The sequence below is a fragment of the Micromonospora yangpuensis genome (genome assembly GCF_900091615.1).
GTDB classification, from domain to species: domain Bacteria; phylum Actinomycetota; class Actinomycetes; order Mycobacteriales; family Micromonosporaceae; genus Micromonospora; species Micromonospora yangpuensis.
In genome coordinates this window covers 1060323-1078569 of sequence record NZ_FMIA01000002.1, presented here as the reverse complement: position 1 = coordinate 1078569, position 18247 = coordinate 1060323, and the positions used below count along the sequence as shown (strand labels likewise).

Annotated in this window: 19 protein-coding genes; 8 read left to right on the top strand and 11 right to left on the bottom strand. The window is 72.3% G+C overall.

Annotation, left to right across the window (positions count from 1 at the left end; translation table 11 throughout):
• Nucleotides 1–163 precede the first annotated feature (163 nt).
• Entirely contained in the window at nucleotides 164–808 is a 645-nt protein-coding gene (locus GA0070617_RS05170; protein WP_091434458.1) for an O-methyltransferase, read from the top strand.
• 10 nt (nucleotides 809–818) lie between these two features.
• On the opposite strand, the gene GA0070617_RS05165 is transcribed toward GA0070617_RS05170, so the two are convergent.
• Together GA0070617_RS05165 and GA0070617_RS05160 are read right to left on the bottom strand one after the other, a co-directional pair.
• Nucleotides 819–2300, bottom strand: a complete 1482-nt coding sequence (locus GA0070617_RS05165) for a leucyl aminopeptidase family protein (protein WP_091434456.1) — start codon at nucleotides 2298–2300, stop codon at nucleotides 819–821.
• Nucleotides 2301–2449: 149 nt separating this feature from the next.
• Nucleotides 2450–2617 (bottom strand): DUF3117 domain-containing protein, encoded by a 168-nt coding sequence (locus GA0070617_RS05160; protein ID WP_007455245.1) that lies wholly within the window; start codon nucleotides 2615–2617, stop codon nucleotides 2450–2452.
• A gap of 190 nt (nucleotides 2618–2807) precedes the next feature.
• Between GA0070617_RS05160 and GA0070617_RS05155 the strand changes: the two genes are divergently transcribed.
• Both GA0070617_RS05155 and GA0070617_RS05150 read left to right on the top strand, forming a co-directional pair.
• A complete protein-coding gene (locus tag GA0070617_RS05155; RefSeq protein WP_091434454.1) occupies nucleotides 2808–3626 on the top strand; it encodes a PaaX family transcriptional regulator in 819 nt (272 codons plus the stop codon).
• 3 nt (nucleotides 3627–3629) lie between these two features.
• On the top strand, nucleotides 3630–4418 hold the full coding sequence (locus GA0070617_RS05150) for an enoyl-CoA hydratase-related protein (RefSeq protein ID WP_091434452.1): 789 nt from the start codon (nucleotides 3630–3632) through the stop codon (nucleotides 4416–4418).
• A gap of 5 nt (nucleotides 4419–4423) precedes the next feature.
• Here the strand turns inward: GA0070617_RS05150 and GA0070617_RS05145 are convergent, their stop codons facing one another.
• The 5 genes from GA0070617_RS05145 to GA0070617_RS05125 all read right to left on the bottom strand — a co-directional run bounded on the left by GA0070617_RS05145 (nucleotide 4424) and on the right by GA0070617_RS05125 (nucleotide 7611).
• Nucleotides 4424–5176 (bottom strand): SDR family NAD(P)-dependent oxidoreductase, encoded by a 753-nt coding sequence (locus GA0070617_RS05145; RefSeq protein WP_091434449.1) that lies wholly within the window; start codon nucleotides 5174–5176, stop codon nucleotides 4424–4426.
• Nucleotides 5177–5251: 75 nt separating this feature from the next.
• On the bottom strand, nucleotides 5252–5878 hold the full coding sequence (locus GA0070617_RS05140; RefSeq protein WP_091434447.1) for a hypothetical protein: 627 nt from the start codon (nucleotides 5876–5878) through the stop codon (nucleotides 5252–5254).
• The gene (locus GA0070617_RS05135; RefSeq protein ID WP_091434445.1) at nucleotides 5875–6474 is read right to left on the bottom strand and encodes a DNA-3-methyladenine glycosylase I; all 600 of its coding nucleotides are present in this window, start codon (nucleotides 6472–6474) and stop codon (nucleotides 5875–5877) included. The genes GA0070617_RS05140 and GA0070617_RS05135 overlap by 4 nt, the downstream gene beginning before the upstream one ends.
• Nucleotides 6475–6523: 49 nt before the next feature.
• Complete coding sequence (locus GA0070617_RS05130) at nucleotides 6524–7045, bottom strand: SRPBCC family protein (RefSeq protein ID WP_091434443.1); 522 nt, start codon at nucleotides 7043–7045, stop codon at nucleotides 6524–6526.
• The gene (locus tag GA0070617_RS05125) at nucleotides 7042–7611 is read right to left on the bottom strand and encodes a DivIVA domain-containing protein (RefSeq protein ID WP_091434440.1); all 570 of its coding nucleotides are present in this window, start codon (nucleotides 7609–7611) and stop codon (nucleotides 7042–7044) included. The genes GA0070617_RS05130 and GA0070617_RS05125 overlap by 4 nt, the downstream gene beginning before the upstream one ends.
• Nucleotides 7612–7772: 161 nt before the next feature.
• Here GA0070617_RS05125 and folP point away from each other — a divergent pair, with 161 nt between their 5' ends.
• Complete coding sequence (gene folP / locus GA0070617_RS05120; RefSeq protein WP_091434436.1) at nucleotides 7773–8642, top strand: dihydropteroate synthase; 870 nt, start codon at nucleotides 7773–7775, stop codon at nucleotides 8640–8642.
• 6 nt (nucleotides 8643–8648) lie between these two features.
• Here folP and GA0070617_RS05115 read toward each other — a convergent pair whose 3' ends face one another.
• A complete protein-coding gene (locus tag GA0070617_RS05115) occupies nucleotides 8649–9026 on the bottom strand; it encodes an NADH-quinone oxidoreductase subunit A (protein WP_091434434.1) in 378 nt (125 codons plus the stop codon).
• Nucleotides 9027–9600: 574 nt separating this feature from the next.
• Between GA0070617_RS05115 and GA0070617_RS05110 the strand changes: the two genes are divergently transcribed.
• Nucleotides 9601–11448 (top strand): 2-oxoacid:acceptor oxidoreductase subunit alpha, encoded by a 1848-nt coding sequence (locus GA0070617_RS05110; protein ID WP_091434431.1) that lies wholly within the window; start codon nucleotides 9601–9603, stop codon nucleotides 11446–11448.
• A complete protein-coding gene (locus tag GA0070617_RS05105) occupies nucleotides 11441–12508 on the top strand; it encodes a 2-oxoacid:ferredoxin oxidoreductase subunit beta (RefSeq protein ID WP_091434429.1) in 1068 nt (355 codons plus the stop codon). Before GA0070617_RS05110 ends, GA0070617_RS05105 begins: the two co-directional genes overlap by 8 nt.
• A 74-nt stretch (nucleotides 12509–12582) precedes the next feature.
• Here the strand turns inward: GA0070617_RS05105 and GA0070617_RS05100 are convergent, their stop codons facing one another.
• Together GA0070617_RS05100 and GA0070617_RS05095 are read right to left on the bottom strand one after the other, a co-directional pair.
• Nucleotides 12583–14385, bottom strand: a complete 1803-nt coding sequence (locus GA0070617_RS05100; protein ID WP_175440443.1) for a trypsin-like serine protease — start codon at nucleotides 14383–14385, stop codon at nucleotides 12583–12585.
• A gap of 283 nt (nucleotides 14386–14668) precedes the next feature.
• Entirely contained in the window at nucleotides 14669–15682 is a 1014-nt protein-coding gene (locus GA0070617_RS05095; RefSeq protein WP_091434425.1) for a potassium channel family protein, read from the bottom strand.
• 192 nt (nucleotides 15683–15874) lie between these two features.
• Between GA0070617_RS05095 and GA0070617_RS05090 the strand changes: the two genes are divergently transcribed.
• Entirely contained in the window at nucleotides 15875–16366 is a 492-nt protein-coding gene (locus tag GA0070617_RS05090; RefSeq protein ID WP_091445907.1) for a helix-turn-helix domain-containing protein, read from the top strand.
• A gap of 231 nt (nucleotides 16367–16597) precedes the next feature.
• A complete protein-coding gene (locus GA0070617_RS05085) occupies nucleotides 16598–17197 on the top strand; it encodes a ClpP family protease (protein ID WP_091445906.1) in 600 nt (199 codons plus the stop codon).
• Between the two features lie 21 nt (nucleotides 17198–17218).
• Here GA0070617_RS05085 and GA0070617_RS05080 read toward each other — a convergent pair whose 3' ends face one another.
• Entirely contained in the window at nucleotides 17219–18199 is a 981-nt protein-coding gene (locus tag GA0070617_RS05080; protein WP_091434423.1) for a zinc-binding dehydrogenase, read from the bottom strand.
• Nucleotides 18200–18247 lie beyond the last annotated feature (48 nt).

Sequence of the window (18247 nt, the reverse complement as noted above, 5' to 3'; positions counted from 1 at the left end):
GCGGCCGGCGGGGTACCGCTTCCAGGATTGCACGGATGTGCCGGGTGGGGTCAGCGGTTGTCGTCGGGGACCGCCGCGGCTGCGCGGTGTGGCACCCGCCTCTAGGCTCATAGCGCCAGCCCGCCCCCGAACCACTCCCGCCGCCCGGAGGTGCCCCGTCACCATGGCCGCCAATCCCGGCAGTACGACGACCCAGGCCGTCCAGCTCGCTGAGTCGTACGTCACCGAGGACCTCGTGCTGCGGACCGCCCGCCGCCTCGCCCAGGAGGTGGGGGTCGACGCGGTGACCCCGGGTGCCGGGGCGGCTCTGCGCCTGCTGGCCGCGGCGGGCAGCGCCCGTGCGGTGGTGGAGATCGGCACCGGCACCGGGGTCAGCGGCGTCTGGTTGCTGCGCGGCATGCGTACCGAGGGGGTGCTGACCACGATCGACCTGGAGATCGAGCACCAGCGGATCGCCCGGCGGATCTTCACCGAGGCGGGTTTCCCGTCCGGCCGTACCCGGATCATCACCGGGCGGGCCCTGGACGTGCTCCCCCGGCTCGCCGACGGCGCCTACGACCTGGTCTTCGTCGACGCCGAGGCGACCGGGTTCAGCGCCTGCGTGGAGGCCGCGTTGCGGCTGCTGCGCCGGGGCGGCGTGCTCGTGCTCAACGGCGCGCTGGCCGGCGGCCGGCTCGGCGACCCGGCCGCGCGGGACGCCGAGACGGTCACCGTCCGCGAGACGATCAAGGCGATCCGGGAGTCGGAGCACTGGATCCCCGCGCTGCTCCCGGTCGGAGACGGTCTGCTCGCCGCCGTCCGCTGCTGACCGGCCCGGCTCAGTCGAGGGCGGCCAGCCAGCGCAGCAGCCCCCGGACGCCCCAGCCGGTGGCTCCCTTGGTCAGCTCGGCGTCGTCCCCGCCGGCCCAGGACGGGGCGGACATGTCCACGTGCACCCACCGGTCCCGCAGGTCGCCGGTGAACTCGCGCAGGAAGAGCGCGGCCGTGATCGAGCCACCACCCTGGGTCGGTGCGCTGTACAGGTCGGCCAGGTCGCTGCCCAGGTACTCCACGTAGTCCGCCGGCAACGGCATCCGCCAGGCCGCCTCACCGGCTGCGTCGATCGCCGTCAGCAGCGCCCCGGCCAGCTCGTCGTTCTCGCTGTACAGGGCACCGGTGCGGTTGCCCAGCGCGACCGCGTTGGCACCGGTCAGGGTGGCCAGGTCGACCAGCAGGTCCGGGGCGAGCTCGGCGACCGCGTACGCCAGGGCGTCGGCGAGCACCAGCCGCCCCTCGGCGTCGGAGTTGGTGGTCTCACTGGTCAGGCCGCCGTAGTGCCGGACCACGTCGCCGGGGCGGAACGCCGCGCCACTGACCATGTTCTCCGCCAGCGGCACCAGCGTGGTGATCCGGACCGGCAGCCGCAGCTGCGCCGCGGCCAGCGTGGTGGCGACCACCGCGGCCCCGCCGGCCATGTCCTTGCGCATCAGCTTCATCGCCGGCACCGGCTTGATCGAGATGCCGCCGGTGTCGAAGGTGATGCCCTTGCCGACCAGCACCACGTGGGTACGGGCGTCCGCCGGTTGCCAGCTCAGCTCGACCAGCCGGGGTCCGCTGGCCGAGCCGCTCCCCACCGCGAGCAGGCCACCGAACCCCTCGGCGGCCAGTTCGGCGGGCTCGCGGACCCGCAGTCGCAGGTCGGGCCGATTGGCAGCCTCGGCCGCCACCTGGTCGGCGAACCACTGCGGGTTCTTCACCGACGAGGGGGTGTTGGTCAGGTCCCGGGCGAACCTGGTGAACCGGGCAGTGATCTGCGCCACGTCGGCGTCCCGGGTGCAGGCGTCCGGGTCGGCCAGCACGATGTCGACGTCGGCGAGCGCGGGCCGCTCACCGGCGTCGGTGAGGCGGAACCGGTACGAGCCGAGCAGCAACCCCTCGACAAGTCCCCGGACCGCCGCCGGGGTGACGTCGGCCGGGGTGGCGACGGTGAGGTGCGGCTGGGCGGCGGCGGCGCGGGCCAGTGCCGCCCCGGCGGTCCGCCAGGCCGCCTCGTCGCCGGCACCGGTGCCGAGCAGCAGCAACCGGGCGGGGGTCCCCGACGGGCGCAGGTGGTCGCGGGTCTCGCCGGCCCGACCGGTGAACTTCGCCGCCGGCAGGAGCGCGACGACCTCGTCCCGTACCTGGTCGGTCAGGGCCGGCACGGTGCCCGGGAGCGAGCCGGTGGCCTGCTCGGCCCCGGTCGGGGACCCGGACTCGGCTCGGACGGGCAGGACGAGGGTGTCGAGCCGCTCCGGCTCGGCCACCAGTCGGAAGGCCAGCACGCTGGTCCGTACCTCCAGGAAAGAGCGGGGAACGCACGGACCGCGCCCCCTGGGCAGGGGTGGATAAGACCCTGAGCCACCGGCGTCGCCGGTGGCTCAGGGGTTGGCGAACCGTCCGCACGACGCGCGCCGCCCGGACCGCCCGTCGGTCAGCCCGCGGCTGCCTTGAGCGCGTCACCGAGCGCGTTGGCCTCGTCGGGAGTCATCTCGACGACGAGCCGGCCACCACCCTCCAGCGGGACCCGCATGACGATGCCCCGGCCCTCCTTGGTGACTTCCAGCGGACCGTCGCCCGTCCGCGGCTTCATCGCCGCCATGTTGTCTCCCCTCAGACCTACACCAGGGTCGGTGGGTTGCCCCACAGCCTCTATCGCAATGACCACCGCAGCCTTCGCGGGGGTTTCGACCAACGATTTTCCCTGATGAACACCGCCGGACCCAAACCGAAACAGCAACGATGTAACAGCGTCTAGCATATCTTGAAAAGGCCTGTCACAATGTGCGGTCATGCAGGCACGGTCGGCTCTCTTCGACCTGTACGGCGACCATCTCCGGAACAAGGGTGGCTGTGCACCGGTCGCTTCCCTGGTCAAGTTGCTCGCGCCGCTGGGCGTAGCTCCCCCGGCGGTGCGTACCGCCGTGTCCCGGATGGTGCGCCAGGGCTGGTTGGATCCGGCCAGACTGGCCTCCGGGCCGGGGTATTCGATCACTCCGAAAGCCGCCCGGCGACTGGACAAAGCGGCCGCCCGGATCTACCGGACCGGTCGAATCAGCTGGGACGAACGGTTCGATCTGCTCATCCTGGAACTGCCCGCCGGCCGCCGCGAACGGCAACGGCTCGCCGCCAACCTGGCCTTCCTCGGCTACGGCACGCTCGACGAGCAGACCTGGGTGGCCCCCCGGGCCGCCGAGGAGGTGGAGGCGCTGCTGGCCGAGGCGGGAGTGCCCTGCCAGCGCTTCACCGCCACCCACCACGGCGGCGTGTCGGGTGCGATGGGCCTGGTCCACCGCGCCTGGGACCTCGTCGAGATCGGCCGGGCGTACGAACAGTTCGTCGCCGAGCAACGCCCCCTGCTCAGCGCGGTGACCGGGCGCAGCCCGGACGAGCAGGCGTACGCCGCCCGGTTCCGGCTGGTGCACGCGTGGCGTACCTTCCTTTTCCGGGACCCGCAGCTGCCACCGGCGCTGCTGCCCGACAGGTGGCCGGGCACCAGCGCGGCCAGGTTCTTCGACCGGCACGCCAACCGGTTGCGGCCGGCCGCCGACCGGTACGTCGAGCAGTGCCTCGACGCCGGCAACCGTCTCACCCGACAGAAGGGGCGTTAGCCAGTGCCCGAGCCGCTGCTCGTCGACCGCACCGATGCCGTCGTCACCCTCACGATGAACCGCCCGGACGCGATGAACGCGTTCGACGTGGCCCTGAAGGAGGCGCTCCGGGACGCCCTGACCGAGCTGGAGCAGGACCGCTCGTGCCGGGCGGTGGTGCTGGCCGGTGCCGGTGGCGCGTTCAGCGCCGGCCAGGACCTGCGCGAGCACGTGCAGACGCTGGAGGGCAGCGCCGACCCGCTGGACACGGTCCAGCAGCACTACAACCCCATCGCCGCCCGGTTGGCCAACCTGCCCAAGCCGGTGGTGGCCGCGGTACGCGGGATGGCCGCCGGGGCGGGTGCCTCGGTGGCCCTGCTTGCCGACTTCCGCATCGGCGGGCCGAAGACCCGCTTCCTGATGGCCTTCGCCGGGGTCGGACTGGCCGCCGACACCGGCGCGTCCTGGTCGCTGTCCCGGCTGGTCGGGCACGCCAGGGCGGTCGAGCTGCTGATGCTCGCCGAGCCGGTGTCGGCCACCCGGGCCCACCAGATGGGGCTGCTGAACACCCTGCTCGACGACGACGAGCAGGTGCTGCCCACCGCGCAGGAGCTGGCCGCGCGACTGGCCGCCGGCCCGACGGTGGCGTACGGGGCGATCAAGCGGCAGCTCTCCGTGGCCGCCGCCGGCACCCTCGCCGACGCGCTGGCCGCCGAGGCGCAGGCACAGGCGATCTGCGGGGCCACCGCCGACCACCGGGCGGCCACCTTCGCCTTCGTCAACAAGCAGAAGCCGGTCTTCGAGGGCCGCTGAGGGCGTCAGCGGGCCACGTAGCCGCCGTCGACGGGGATGGTGTGCCCGGTGATCCAGGCGGCGTCGTCGGAGGCGAGGAAGGCCACCACGCCGGCGACGTCGTCCGGGGTGGGCAGCCCCGGCTTGGGGTTGAAGGACTCCATCCGCTGCCGCATCTGCGCCGGGTCCGGCGCGGTGTCTATGAAGTTCTCCACCAGCGGGGTCAACACCACCGTCGGGGCCACCGCGTTCACCCGGATGTTGCGCGCCGCGTACTCGATGGCGGCGGAACGGGTCAGGCCGACGATGCCGGCCTTGCTGAAGGTGTACGGGGAGATGTTCTCCTGGGCGGCCAGGCCGGTCGTCGACGAGGTGTTGACGATCGACCCGCCGCCGCCCCGCAGCATCGCCTCGATGCCGTACTTCAGCACGTAGAAGACGCCGTCGCCGTTGATCTTGCGGACGCGTTCCCAGTTCTCCACGTCCATCTCGTGCAGCGGCTGCTGCTTGCCGTCGATACCGGCGTTGTTGAAGATCACATCGATCCGGCCGTACCGCTGCATCGCGTCCGCGATGCCCTGCTCCACCGAGGCGGCCTCGCTGGTGTCGACGGTGACCGCGAACGCGTCCGGCAGCTCGTCGGCGACCCGCTCGGCGCCCTCGGCGTTGATGTCGGCGATGACCACCCGGGCCCCCTCGGCGGCGAAGCGCCGCGCGGCGGCCGCGCCGAGACCGGAGGCACCACCGGTGATGAAGGCCACCCTGTCCTGGAACCGCATCAGCCCTCCCCTACCCCGGCCAGACCCCTTGCCGAGGCGGTCTGCCCGGATCCCGGCGAGGCAAACCCGGGGAGGTCAGTCCTCCTCCTCCGGGTCCTGGTTGGCCTCCGCCCCCAGCACGAATGCCTGCATGGCCAGCTCGTCACCGGAGGGCGAGACGAAGGCGGGCAGCTCCCGTGGGCCGAGCTCCTGCACGTAGGACCAGAAGAGCCGGACCGCCTCCGCCGGTGAGCCGGCCTCGATCGGCAGATCCAGGCTGACCAGCCAGGTGCGCCGCTGCGGTGGCGGGCCGAGCCGGTCGGCCCACTCCTGCCAGGTGGCGGTGGCCAGTGCGCTGACCGGCCCGTCGATCGTCACCCCGTCGACCGGGAGCGGCTCGTCGAAGGCCCGGCGGGTGTACCGGACCACCAGCGACGCCGGGCTCGGCTCCGACTGGGGATCGTCCGGATCCTCCCGGCGCTGGTCGGTGGGGGTGGCGACCCGGCCCAGCGCCACCAGGCGGGGCGGGGAGTCGACAAGCACCGCCACCGGTTCACCGGGGCCGGGTCGGGCGGTGCCGTCCGGGCCGGACAGCTCCAGCGTGTCGTGGTGCACCAGGCGTTCCGCGTCGAGCCGGTCGGCGGGGAGCAGCACCGCCCAGGCGCCGCCGATGTCCTCGGCCGCCCGGTGCCGGCCGTTGCCACGGTGGTCGGTCTGCGTCATGCCGTCAATCCCATCACGTCGTCGGCACCGGCTGCGACATGGCAGCCCGCGAGGTGGTCGTCGACCATGCCGGTGGCCTGCATCAGGGCGTACGCGGTGGTCGGCCCGACGAACCGGAAGCCGCGCTTCTTGAGCGCCTTGGCCAACGCGGTGGACTCCCCGGTGAGGGCCGGAACGTCGGCGAACGTGCCGGGTCGGGCCGGTCGGGGCGGCGGAGCGAAGGACCAGAGCAGCGCGGACAGGCCCTCCGGCACCTCCAGCGCGGCCCGGGCGTTGCCGATCGCCGCAGTGATCTTGGCGCGGTTGCGGACGATCCCGGCGTCGCCCAGCAACCGGGTCACGTCGGACTCGTCGTAACCGGCGACCGTGGCGAGGTGGAAGTCGTCGAAGGCGAGCCGGAACGCCGGCCGCTTCCGCAGGATGGTCAGCCAGGAGAGCCCGGACTGGAACGCCTCCAGGGTCATCCGCTCGAACAGCGCGTCGTCGCCGCGCAGCGGCCGGCCCCACTCCTGGTCGTGGTAGACCGCGTAGTCCGGGGTGCTCGCCCCCCAACCGCAGCGGGCCAGCCCGTCGGCACCGATCACCAGGTCGCTCACGGTTACACGCTAGGCCAACCCACCGACAGCACCACGACCCGCCCACGGCTCAGGGCAGCAGGCCCTGCTCCACCAGCCGGCCGAACTTCCGCAACGCCTGGGTCAGGCTGACCTTCGAGCCGGGCCAGAGCACCGGCCAGGCGACCCGACCGGCCGTGCCACCCGGCAGGTGGAACCACTCGTGCCAGACCACCTGGGTACGGTCCTCGGCCAACGGGGTGCACCGCAGCACGCCGGGGCCCCGCAGCAGCTTGCCGCAGTGCACCACGCCCACCTCGTACGGCGCGTCCACCCGGACCACCCGCATCTCGTCCCGGACCACGGCCGGGCCGATCGCGGTGACCGCCTCGACCAGGCTCCCCTCGCCGCCGTCGCCCTCGACCACCCGGACCGTGGTGAACGGGATCCACTCCGACTGCCGTTCCCAGGCGGTGAGCGCGGCGAAGACCCGCGCGGCCGGCGCGTCGACGATCACCGTGGCGGTCACCTCACCGGCACCGGGCCGGGCCGCCTCGCGGAACCCGTCCGCGGCCCCGGACTGCCCGTCGTCGCCGGACGGGGTCCCGGTCACGCCGGCTCCGGCCGGGCGGCCAGGTCGGAGCGGACCGGGCCGGTCGCCGGTGGCTCGGTGGCGGTCGGAGCCGACGGCTCGGCCCCGCCGGCAGCCCCGGCGGTCTCGGGCGCTTGGGCCGCGGCGGGCCCGGGCGCGGAAGTCGGGGCGTCCGGGCCGGGCTCCTCGGAGGTCGGGGTGTCGGAGCCGGCCGGACGGGTGGCGGCGATGAGCGCCCGGTCCCGGGTGAGGCGCAACGCGTCGGCGTCGGCGACCCGTCCCTCTCGTAATGCGGTGATCTCCGCCTCCAGCACCTCGACCAGTTCGGACTTGTACCCGATGTCGTAGGCCGCCCGGCGCAGCGCCTCGTCGACCTGGGCCATCCGGTACCCACGCAACGCGGTGTCGAAGCGGACCGCACCCACATCGGACTCGCGCAGCGGCCGGGATCCCGGCAACGGCGCCGACCGACCGTCCGGCTCGACCGGCACCAGGCCGGGGTCCCGACCGGAGACCAGCACCGTCACGCCGAACACCACCGCCGCGACGGTCAACGCCACGACCAACAGCAGGAGTACCTGACCCATGGACAGATCGTGGCATGCCGACCCGCCGGGGGCGAGCCCTCCCTGCCGATGGATCCGGATCTTTGTCCCGCCCGACGCGCGACCGGCGGTGGCGCACCGGCTAGCGTCGGCGGCGGCCGGCGGCACCTCCGGCCCGGTGGTACCGAGATCAGGAGGCGGGCATGGCCGAGGCGCTCCGGTTGGGTGGGCGGACCTTCGCCCCCGGTGAGCTGGTGGTGATGGCGATCGTCAACCGCACCCCGGACTCGTTCTTCGACCGGGGCGCGACGTACGCGGCGCAGAATGCGCTGCGCGCGGTGGAGCAGGCGGTGGCCGAGGGCGCGGAGATCATCGACATCGGCGGGGTGAAGGCCGGCCCGGGTGCCGAGGTAGACGTGGCCGAGGAGATCCGGCGCACGGTACGGACCATCGCCACGGTGCGGGCCGCCTTCCCCGAGGTGGTCATCTCGATCGACACCTGGCGGGCCGAGGTCGCGGTGGAGGCCGTGGCCGCCGGGGCCGACCTGCTCAACGACACCTGGTCGGGCGCCGACCCCGCGCTGGCCCGGGTGGCCGCCGAGACCGGCGCCGGGCTGGTCTGCTCGCACGCCGGCGGGCTCGCCCCCCGTACCCGGCCGCACCGCGCCGCCTTCGACGACGTGGTGGCCGACGTGGTGGCCACGGTGACCGGGCTCGCCGAGCGCGCGGTCGCCCTCGGGGTACGCCCCGACGGGATCCTGATCGATCCGGCGCACGACTTCGGCAAGAACACCCGGCACTCGCTGGAGATCACCCGTCGGCTGGGCGAGCTCGCCGGCACCGGCTGGCCGCTGCTGGTGGCCCTGTCGAACAAGGACTTCGTCGGCGAGACGCTGGACCTGCCGGTGACCGAACGGCTGGAGGGCACCCTCGCCGCGACCGCCGTCTCGGCCTGGCTGGGCGCCCGGGTGTTCCGGGCCCACCAGGTACGGCCCACCCGGCGGGTGCTGGACATGGTGGCCTCGATCCGGGGCGACCGGCCGCCGACGCTCACCCGGCGCGGGCTGGCCTGAGCCACCTCAGGTCCAGCGCAGGATGTCCTTGCGCCAGGCGTAGAGGATGCCGAGCGCCAGGACGCCGACGAAGACGGCCATCTCGGCGACGGTGACCAGGCCGAAGCCGGGCCGGTCGAAGACCACCGCCCAGGGGAAGAGGAACACCGCCTCCACCGCGAACAGCACGTACAGGTACGCGTAGACAAAGTAGCGGATCTGCATCTGTGCCCAGTCCGCCCCGACCGGATCGAGCCCGCACTCGTAGCTGGCCCGCTTGGCGGGTGGGTCGGCCGGGCGGGCGGGGCGGAGCACCCGGTTGGCCGTGAACGCCACCACGAAGAAGACCACGCTGGCGATCAGGAGCAACCCCAACGTGGCGTACGAGCCGAGATGACCGGTCACGGTGGGTCAGCCTACCGGCCGCGGAGTGCAGCCGTCCCGAACACGTTACGCATTTGTTTCCGACGGGACTACCGCCCGGCGGGAACTATTCGAATAATGAGGCTCCATCCCATGGTCACGGAGCCGCTGGTGACGTGGTGTTGGCTCCGGACGAGGCGACGGCGGCTTCCCAAGGCACCGGGGTCGCCGTCGCCTCCCCGGAGCCAGGCGGTCCCGACCAGCCACCGCCGGCCGAGGCGAGCCGACCCGCCTGGGCCGACCCGCCTGGGCTGAGCCGGGCCGGGCCGGGCCGAAATGACCAACTGCGAGTGGTGATCTGAATTACGCCGAGGGCCCCGAAACCTGGCAAAACAGCAGTAAAACTTCTGCTTACCAGTCCCAGTCGGCGGACCTCCACCGGTTGCGGACCCGTCGCGGGACGTACGCTCTCCGAGGAGGAAAACCACAGCGGGCCGGTCAGCCACGGGCGGGCCGGCACAGCGGGGCGTCGAGGAGGTCACGTGGCCGGGCAAGGCGAGGTCACCATCAAGTTCAGCCGCCCGGGGGACCGCGCACAGCGAAGCGAGGTGCAGGCGTGACCAAGCAGATCCGTCAACTGGACCGGGTGGTCATCCGGTTCGCCGGTGACTCCGGCGACGGCATGCAGCTGACCGGCGACCGGTTCACCTCGGAGACGGCGCAGCTCGGCAACGACATCTCCACACTGCCCAACTTCCCCGCGGAGATCCGGGCACCCGCCGGCACCCTGCCGGGCGTGTCGAGTTTCCAGGTGCACTTCGCCGACTACGACATCCTCACCCCCGGCGACTCGCCGAACGTGCTGGTGGCGATGAACCCGGCGGCGCTCAAGGCCAACCTGGCCGACCTGCCCCGGGGCGCGGACATCATCGTCAACACCGACGAGTTCACCAAGCGCAACCTGGCCAAGGTGGGCTACGCCAGCAACCCGCTGGACGACGACTCCCTCGCCGGGTACGCGGTGCACCCGGTGGCGTTGACCTCGATGACGGTCGGCGCGCTGGCCGAGCTGTCGGTGGCCAAGAAGGACGCCGAACGGGCCAAGAACATGTTCGCCCTCGGCCTGCTCTCCTGGATGTACTCCCGGCCCTACGAGTCGACCATCCGGTTCCTGGAGCGCAAGTTCGCCAAGCGCCCCGAGCTGGTCGCGGCGAACATCGCGGCCTTCCGGGCCGGCTGGAACTTCGGCGAGACCACTGAGGACTTCGCGGTCCGCTACGAGGTCAAGCCGGCGAAGATGCAGCCCGGCACGTACCGCAACATCACCGGCAACGCCGCGCTCTCGCTCGGCCTGGTCGCCGCCGGGGTCCGCTCCGGGCTGCCGGTCTTCCTCGGCGCGTACCCGATCACCCCGGCCTCGGACATCCTGCACGAGCTGAGCAAGCACAAGAAGCTCGGCGTGGTGACCATGCAGGCCGAGGACGAGATCGCGGCCGTCGGGGCGGCGCTCGGCGCGTCGTACGGCGGCGCGCTGGGCATCACCACCACCAGCGGTCCCGGGGTCGCGCTCAAGAGCGAGACCATCTCCCTGGCGGTGGCCCTGGAGCTGCCCCTGGTCATCGTGGACGTGCAGCGGGCCGGGCCGTCCACCGGCATGCCGACCAAGACCGAGCAGGCCGACCTCAACATGGCCCTGTACGGCCGGCACGGCGAGGCCCCGGTCGCGGTGATCGCCCCGAAGTCCCCCTCGGACTGCTTCCACGCCGCCCTGGAGGCGGCCCGGATCGCGTTGACCTACCGCACGCCGGTGCTCCTGCTGTCGGACAACTACGTGGCCAACGGCTCCGAGCCGTGGCTGCTACCCGACGTGGACTCCCTGCCCGACCTGCGGGTGGAGTTCGCCACCGCGCCGAACGACGAGGACGGCCGCACGTTCCTGCCGTACCTGCGTGACCCGGTGACGCTGGCCCGGCCGTGGGCCGTGCCGGGCACCCCGGGTCTGGAGCACCGCATCGGCGGCCTGGAGAAGGCCGACAAGACCGGTGACATCTCGTACGACCCGGCCAACCACGACTTCATGGTGCGGACCCGGGCCACCCGGATCGAGACGATCCCGGTGCCGGACATCGAGGTGGAGGACCCGGACGGCGACGCCCGGGTGCTGGTGCTCGGTTGGGGCTCGACGTACGGGCCGATCGGCGCGGCCTGCCGGGGCCTGCGTCAGCGGGGCCTGTCGGTCGCCCAGGCGCACCTGCGGCACCTGGCACCGATGCCGGCCAACCTCGGGCAGGTGCTGCGCTCCTACGACCGGGTGGTGGTGCCGGAGATGAACCTCGGGCAGCTCGCCCAGGTCATCCGGGGCCGCTACCTGGTCGACGCGATCGCCTACAACCAGGTCCGCGGCCTGCCCTTCACCGCCGCCGAGCTGGAGACGATGCTGGAAGAGGTCCTGAAGAATGTCTGAGCCCGTCGCCCTCAAGCTCACCGCCAAGGACTTCAAGTCCGACCAGGAGGTGCGCTGGTGCCCCGGCTGCGGTGACTACGCCATCCTCGCCGCCGTGCAGCAGTTCATGCCGGAGCTGAAGATCCCCCGGGAGAACATCGTCTTCGTCTCGGGCATCGGCTGCTCGTCGCGCTTCCCGTACTACATGAACACCTACGGGCTGCACTCGATCCACGGCCGCGCCCCGGCGATCGCCACCGGCCTGTCGGTGTCCCGGCCGGACCTGTCGGTCTGGGTGGTCACCGGCGACGGTGACGCGCTCTCCATCGGCGGCAACCACCTGATCCACGCGCTGCGCCGGAACGTCAACCTGAAGATCCTGCTCTTCAACAACCGGATCTACGGGCTGACCAAGGGGCAGTACTCGCCGACCTCCGAGGTCGGCAAGATCACCAAATCGACGCCTACCGGTTCGGCGGACGCCCCGTTCAACCCGCTGTCGCTGGCGCTGGGCGCGGAGGCGACCTTCGTCGGGCGGACCATCGACTCCGACCGCAAGCACCTCCAGTCGGTGCTGCGGGCCGCAGCGGAGCACCAGGGCTCGGCGTTCGTGGAGATCTACCAGAACTGCAACATCTTCAACGACGGCGCGTTCGAGCAGCTCAAGGACCCGGGCACCCGGGACGACTACCTGATCCGGCTGGAGCACGGCAAGCCGATCGTCTTCGGTGCCACCGGGCTGCCCGACAGCCAGGTAGGTGACCGCGACGGTCAGTTCTGCGTGGTCCACCCGCCCGGCGGGTTCGGCCTGGAGGTCCGGGAGACCGCCTCGGTACGCCCCGAGGAGATCGTCGTGCACGACGCCACGGTCAACGACCCGGCGTACGCGTTCGCGCTCTCCCGGCTGCCCGGCCTGGACCTGCGCAACACCCCGATCGGGGTGTTCCGCTCGGTCGAGCGTCCCACCTACGACAGCGTGGTGCAGGAGCAGGTGACCGCCGCCAAGGCCACCGTCACCGAGTCGCCCGACCAGCAGCTCGCCGGCCTGCTCAACTCCGGTGACACCTGGACGATCGTCTAGGCCCGCCGTACCCCGGACGTGCACGGGGCCCGCGACCGGATCGGTCGCGGGCCCCGCTGGCTGTCGTCCGCCGGTCAGAAGACCGGGCTGTACGCCTGGAAGCCGGTGTTGATCTGCTTACCGCTGGCGTCGAGCCACTGGCCGTACCCGTTGGTGGTGTAGAGCCGCACGTTGCCGCTGCTGTTCACCCCGAGCAGGTCCATCATGTTGTCGCCGTTCCAGTCGCCGGGGGTGAGGATGTCCCGGTAGTTCGCCCAGCCGCTGCCGATCTGGGTGCCGGCCGGGTTGGTCCAGCCGCCGCTGCCGTCGCTCTGGTACAGGACCAGCTCGCCGGTGGGCTTACGGCCGATGATGACCTCCAGGCCGTCACCCTTCCAGGCGCCGGGGGTGAGGAACAGGTTGAACATGTTCCAGCCGGTGCCGATCCGGGTGCCCGCCGGGTTGTCCCAGCCACCCGTGCCGTTGCTGGTGTAGCGGATCAGCTCCCCGTTGGACTTGCGGGCCAGCAGGCTCGGACGGTTGTTGCCCAGCCAGTTGTTGGTCACCATCAGGGCGGTGAAGCCACCCCAGCCGGTGCCGATCCGCCGGGCGCTGCCGACGAAGTTGCCCGCGCCGTCGCTGTCGTAGATGAACAGCTCACCGTTGGTCTTGACCATCATGACCGAGGGCTTGCGGTCGCCGTTCCAGTTGTAGACCCGGAAGACCTGCTTGTAGGTCGCGCTGCCGAACCCGGTGCCGATCTGCCGTCGGCTCCAGAACCCGCCGTACCCGTCGTTGCCGAAGCCACTGCCGGTGTGGAGGTACAGCTTGCCGGCGGAGTCCCGGCCGATCAGGTCGGTGTGTCCGTCACCGGTCCAGTCGGAGTTGACAAGCGCCGGACGGGTCAGGTCCTGCCGGATCGAGTCGGCGTAGTAGCTGAGCCGCTCGTAGTAGCCCGGCTTCGAGCCGCACGGCTCGAAGCCCCAGTCGGTGATGCCCACCTGCTTACCGGCGACCAGCAGCGGTCCACCGGAGTCGCCACCGCAGGTGTCCACCCCGTTGGCCACGTCACCGGCGCAGATCATCCGGTTCCGGTCGTACCCGCCGGGGGCGGCGCAGGTGGCGTCGCTCTGCATCGCGACGGTGGCCTTGCGCAGCCGGGTGTCACCCGGGTCGCTGGAGGAGGTGACCCCGTAGCCGACGATCTGCGCGCTGGTGCCGGCCGCGTACGGCGTCTGGTCGCCCTGCCCGCTCAGCGTCACCGGCGGGTACGCGGTGGGCAGGTTCTGCTTGAGGGTCAGCACGGCCACGTCGTCGAGGATCGTGGTGGCGGTCCCGTCGTACTGGGCGGCGATGTTCCAGCTCTGGTGGGCCCAGGTGGAGGCCACCTCGGCGACGTACCCGCTACCGCCGACGATCGTGCCGGAGGAGTCGAGGAGCTGGTTGTTGCCGGCGATGACCCGGGTGGTGCCCGGACCGTCGGCGGTGCAGTGCGCGGCGGTCAGGACCTTGTTCGGGGCGATGATCGTGCCGGTGCACCAGTAGTAGTAGAAGTCGGAACCGTCCTGGTAGCTGGTGACGATGCCGACGATGTACGGGAACTCACTCGCGTTGGCGAGGGTCCCGTTGACGACCCGCGGTGAGGCGCCGTTCTCGGTGGTGCGGGCCTGGAACCGCGGCCCCTTGGCCCCCGGGGTGGGCAGCTGCAGCTTGCCCTTACGCAGGTTGGGCTTGGTCTTGGCGGGGGTACGGACGTCGCTCGACGCGCTCGGCGCACCGCCGGCCGGTGGTGCCGCCTGGGCGCTGCCGACCGGGCTGAGCGCAGCCGCGCCGAGCACGGCGAGCCCGGCCACGATCCCGGCGATCCGACGTCGGCCGGCTCGTGCGGAGTGTGCCACTTCTGCCACTGATTGTTGTCCCGTCGCTCGGTGGACGAATCACTTGAGACACCGATGGTCGGCCCTGGACGGCAGACAGCGACGGACGCCGGGGCCGTGTGCTCCCCGCGCGCCGATCCGATCCCCCGTGCCTGGTGACCACTTCGGCAACGACGACGACCGCGTCGAGGTCGCGCTCCGGTTGGTATGCCAAGTGGGCACACGTTAGCAAGCACCGAACGGTGAAGGATAGACCCGGGGCGATGATCCTGCCCTGGGGAGACGGCACCCGCGCACCCTGCGGTCAGGGCGTGGTGGCCGGCTGCGGGCGGTCGTCGCGGACGTGTACCAGCATGTCGCCGGTCTCGATCACCGCGCCGGCCCGGTCGGCCAGGGTGACCACCTTGCCCCGCCGGACCAGGGCGATGACCAGGCATTCCAGCTCACGCGGGGAGCGACCCACCTCGTCGCGTTCGGCGGAACGCATCGCCAACGCCATGCCCTGTCCGGGGGTGAGCAGGTCCTCGACCACGTCGATCAACGGAGGCGCGGAGGTGGAGAGGCCGAGCAGCCGACCGGCGGTCGCCGAGGAGACGATCACGTGGTGGGCGCCGCTCTGCTTGAGCAGGGGGGCGTTCTCCGCCTCCCGGGCGGCGGCGATGATCCGTACCTGGCCGGCGGTCAACTGCCGGACGGTCAGCGCCACCAGCACCGAGGCGTCGTCGCTGTCGGTGGCGATGATCACTGCCTTGGCGCTGTGCACGTGCGCCTCGGTAAGGGTCGCCGACCGGGTGGCCGAGCCCTCGATGGCGACCAGCCCGGCCGAGGTGGCCTGTCGCAGTGCCGCGCCGCTGCGCTCCACCACCACGATCCGGGACTTGTCCAGACCGTTCTCCAGCAGGGCGGAGACCGCGCTGCGCCCCTTGGTGCCGTACCCGCAGATGATGACGTGGTTCTTCACGGTTCTCCCCCAGCGCGACAGGCGACGGCCGGTCCGGTACTGCTCGGTCAGGACTTCCAGGGTGGTGCCGACCAGGATGATCAGGAAGAGCACCCGGGCCGGGGTGACCAGCAGGACGTTGGTCAGCCGGGCCGATTCGCTCGCCGGGGTGATGTCGCCGTACCCGGTGGTGGAGAGCGACACCACCGCGTAGTAGAAGGCGTCGAGCAGGGTGATGCCGTCCTCGTTGACGTCCCGGTAACCGGCCCGGTCGAGGTAGACCACCCCGACCACGGCGAAGACCAGGCCGACGGCGGCGGCCAGCCGCAGACTCAGGGCGCTGAGCGGGCCACGCCGCTGCGCCGGAAAATGGATCACGACCGGGCCTGACCGGCTGTCGTCACCTGCACGAGCACAACATAGCCGGTGGTCCGGCGCCCCGACGCGCGGTGCCGGGTTCCATCCCCTCCTCGGCCCGGTTCCCCTCGCCCCGCCGGGCGGGCCGGTCCAAACGGCCGACAACGGGCATGATGGGGGTGTCCGGAGATGGCGACCGCGGGGGTGAGTGCCATGTCGTTGTTGCGACGGGTGATCGGTGACGTGCTGCGCCGGATCAGGCGGCAGCAGGGTCGCACGATACGTGAGGTGGCCTCCGTCGCCGGGGTCTCCCTGCCGTACCTGTCCGAGGTGGAGCGGGGGCGCAAGGAGGCCTCCTCCGAGGTGCTGGCGGCGATCTGCCGGGCCCTCGGGATCGACCTGGCCGAACTGCTGGAGGAGGCCCGCGACGAGCTGCGTCGGGGCCAACCCCCGGTGCCGGCCACCCCCGGGGTGCGACCCCCGGCGCCGCTCAACCCCGGGGTCCGGCCCCGGGTGCCGGCCAGCCGACGGGACACCGCCGCCCTGGTCGGCCCGCGTCGGCCGGAGCCGCTGGCCCGCCTCGGCGCACCGGACGAACCGCCCCATCGCCTCCGGCCCCTGCGCCGGGTCCCCGGCCCGCGTACCACCCTGATGCTGGCCCGGCGGTCAGCCGGAGCGGGCCGGCGGCGACTTCCCCGGGCGTAGGCCGGCCCGGCGGCCGGCGACCGGCGCGGCCGGTTCGGCGACACCGGCGGACGGCGCAAGCGGTCCGGCGACATCCGGCGGACGGCGCAAGCGATTCTGCTGTCGGCCGATCCGCTGTCGGCGGATCTGCCCCGGGCAGAAGTGCTGGAAGCCCGACCGCCGCCGGCCGCACGCTGGGAGCCGGTCCCCTGGGCGTCCGACGTCGCCCGCCGGCAACTGAAGGACAACCCCATGACCAGGTACGACATCCGCCTGCTCGACGAGGCGCGGCCCACCTTCGGCGACGAGGTGTTCCATCGGCTGCTGCCGGAACGGATCATCTTCCTCGGCACCGAGGTCACCGACCGGTCCGCGAACGTCATCTGCGCCCAACTGCTGCTGCTCGCCGCCGAGGACGCCGACCGGGACATCTTCCTCTACATCAACTCGCCGGGCGGCTCGGTGAGCGCCGGCATGGCCGTCTACGACACCATGCGGTACGTCCGGAACGACGTGGTCACACTGGCGCTCGGCATGGCCGGATCGATGGGACAGTTCCTGCTCTGCGCGGGTACCGCCGGCAAGCGCTTCGCGCTGCCCCACTCGCGGATCATGATGCACCAGCCGTCCGGTGGGTTCGGTGGCACGGTGGCCGACATCAACATCCAGGCCGAGAACATGCTGCACGTGAAGCGGACCATGCGGGAGCTGATCGCCGAGCACAGTGGGCACACCGCCGAGGAGATCGAGCAGGACTGGAACCGGGACCGCTGGTTCACCGCCGAGCAGGCCCGCGAGTACGGCCTGATCGACCAGGTGATCGCGCACGCCGGGCAACTCGACCCGGGGTGAGCCCGCGGGGCACCGGGCCGCTCACCGGGCCGGGGTGAGGACGACCTTGCCCAGCGCCCGGCGGCCCTCCAGGTCGGCGTGGGCGGTGGCCGCGTCGGCCAGCGGATAGGTGCTGACCAGCGGTCGCCACCAGCCCCGACCGGCCAGCCGCACCGACCGACCGGCCAGCCCGGCGATGCCGCCGGGCCGGCTCCGGATCCGCTCGCCAAGCAGCCAACCGACCGTCAGCGAGCGCGACACCACGTCGTCGACGTCGAACCGGGTGGGCGTCCCGGCGGAGTAGCCGAACATCACGAACCGGCCGCCGGGGCGGAGCAGTTCCAGGGCCTCCCGGCCGACCGTACCGCCGATACCGTCGTACACCAGGGTGAACCCGTCGGTCCACGACCGGACCCGGTCGATCCAGTCGGCGCGGCCGTAGTCGACGACCAGGTCCGCGCCGAGTTCGGCCAGCCGGGCGGTCCGCCGCTCGCCACGGGCGGCCAGCACCACCGTGGCTCCGGCGTGCCGGGCCGCCTGGGCGAGGAGCCAGCCCAGGCCACCGGCCGCCGAGGGCACGAAGACGACGTCGGTGGCGGTCGGCGGCTCCGTCTCGACGATCCCCAACGCGGTACGCCCGGTGCCGACCGCCGCCACCGCCTCGGCCATGCTGAGCCGCTCCGGGACCTCGAAAAGGGTGTCGACCGAGGTGACGGCCTGTTCGGCGTACCCGCCGGGCACCATGCCGAGGTGGGCGACGACCCGGCGGCCCCGCCAGGCCTCCGCGACGCCGGCACCGACGGCGTCGACGGTCCCGGCCACCTCCCGCCCGGGGACGGTGGGCAGGGCCGGCAACGGCATCGGCCCACCGGGCTCGCCCCGGCGCAGGGCGGTGTCGAGCAGGTGCACGCCGCTGGCCTCGACCCGGATCCGCACCTGCCCCGGGCCGGCGGTCAGGTCGGGCAGGTCGTCGAGGACGAGGTTGCTGGGGGGACCGAACTCGTGAAGTCGAATCGCACGCATGCCCCGATCAGATCTCGTCAACCACGGACGAGGTCAAGCCCGTCCGGT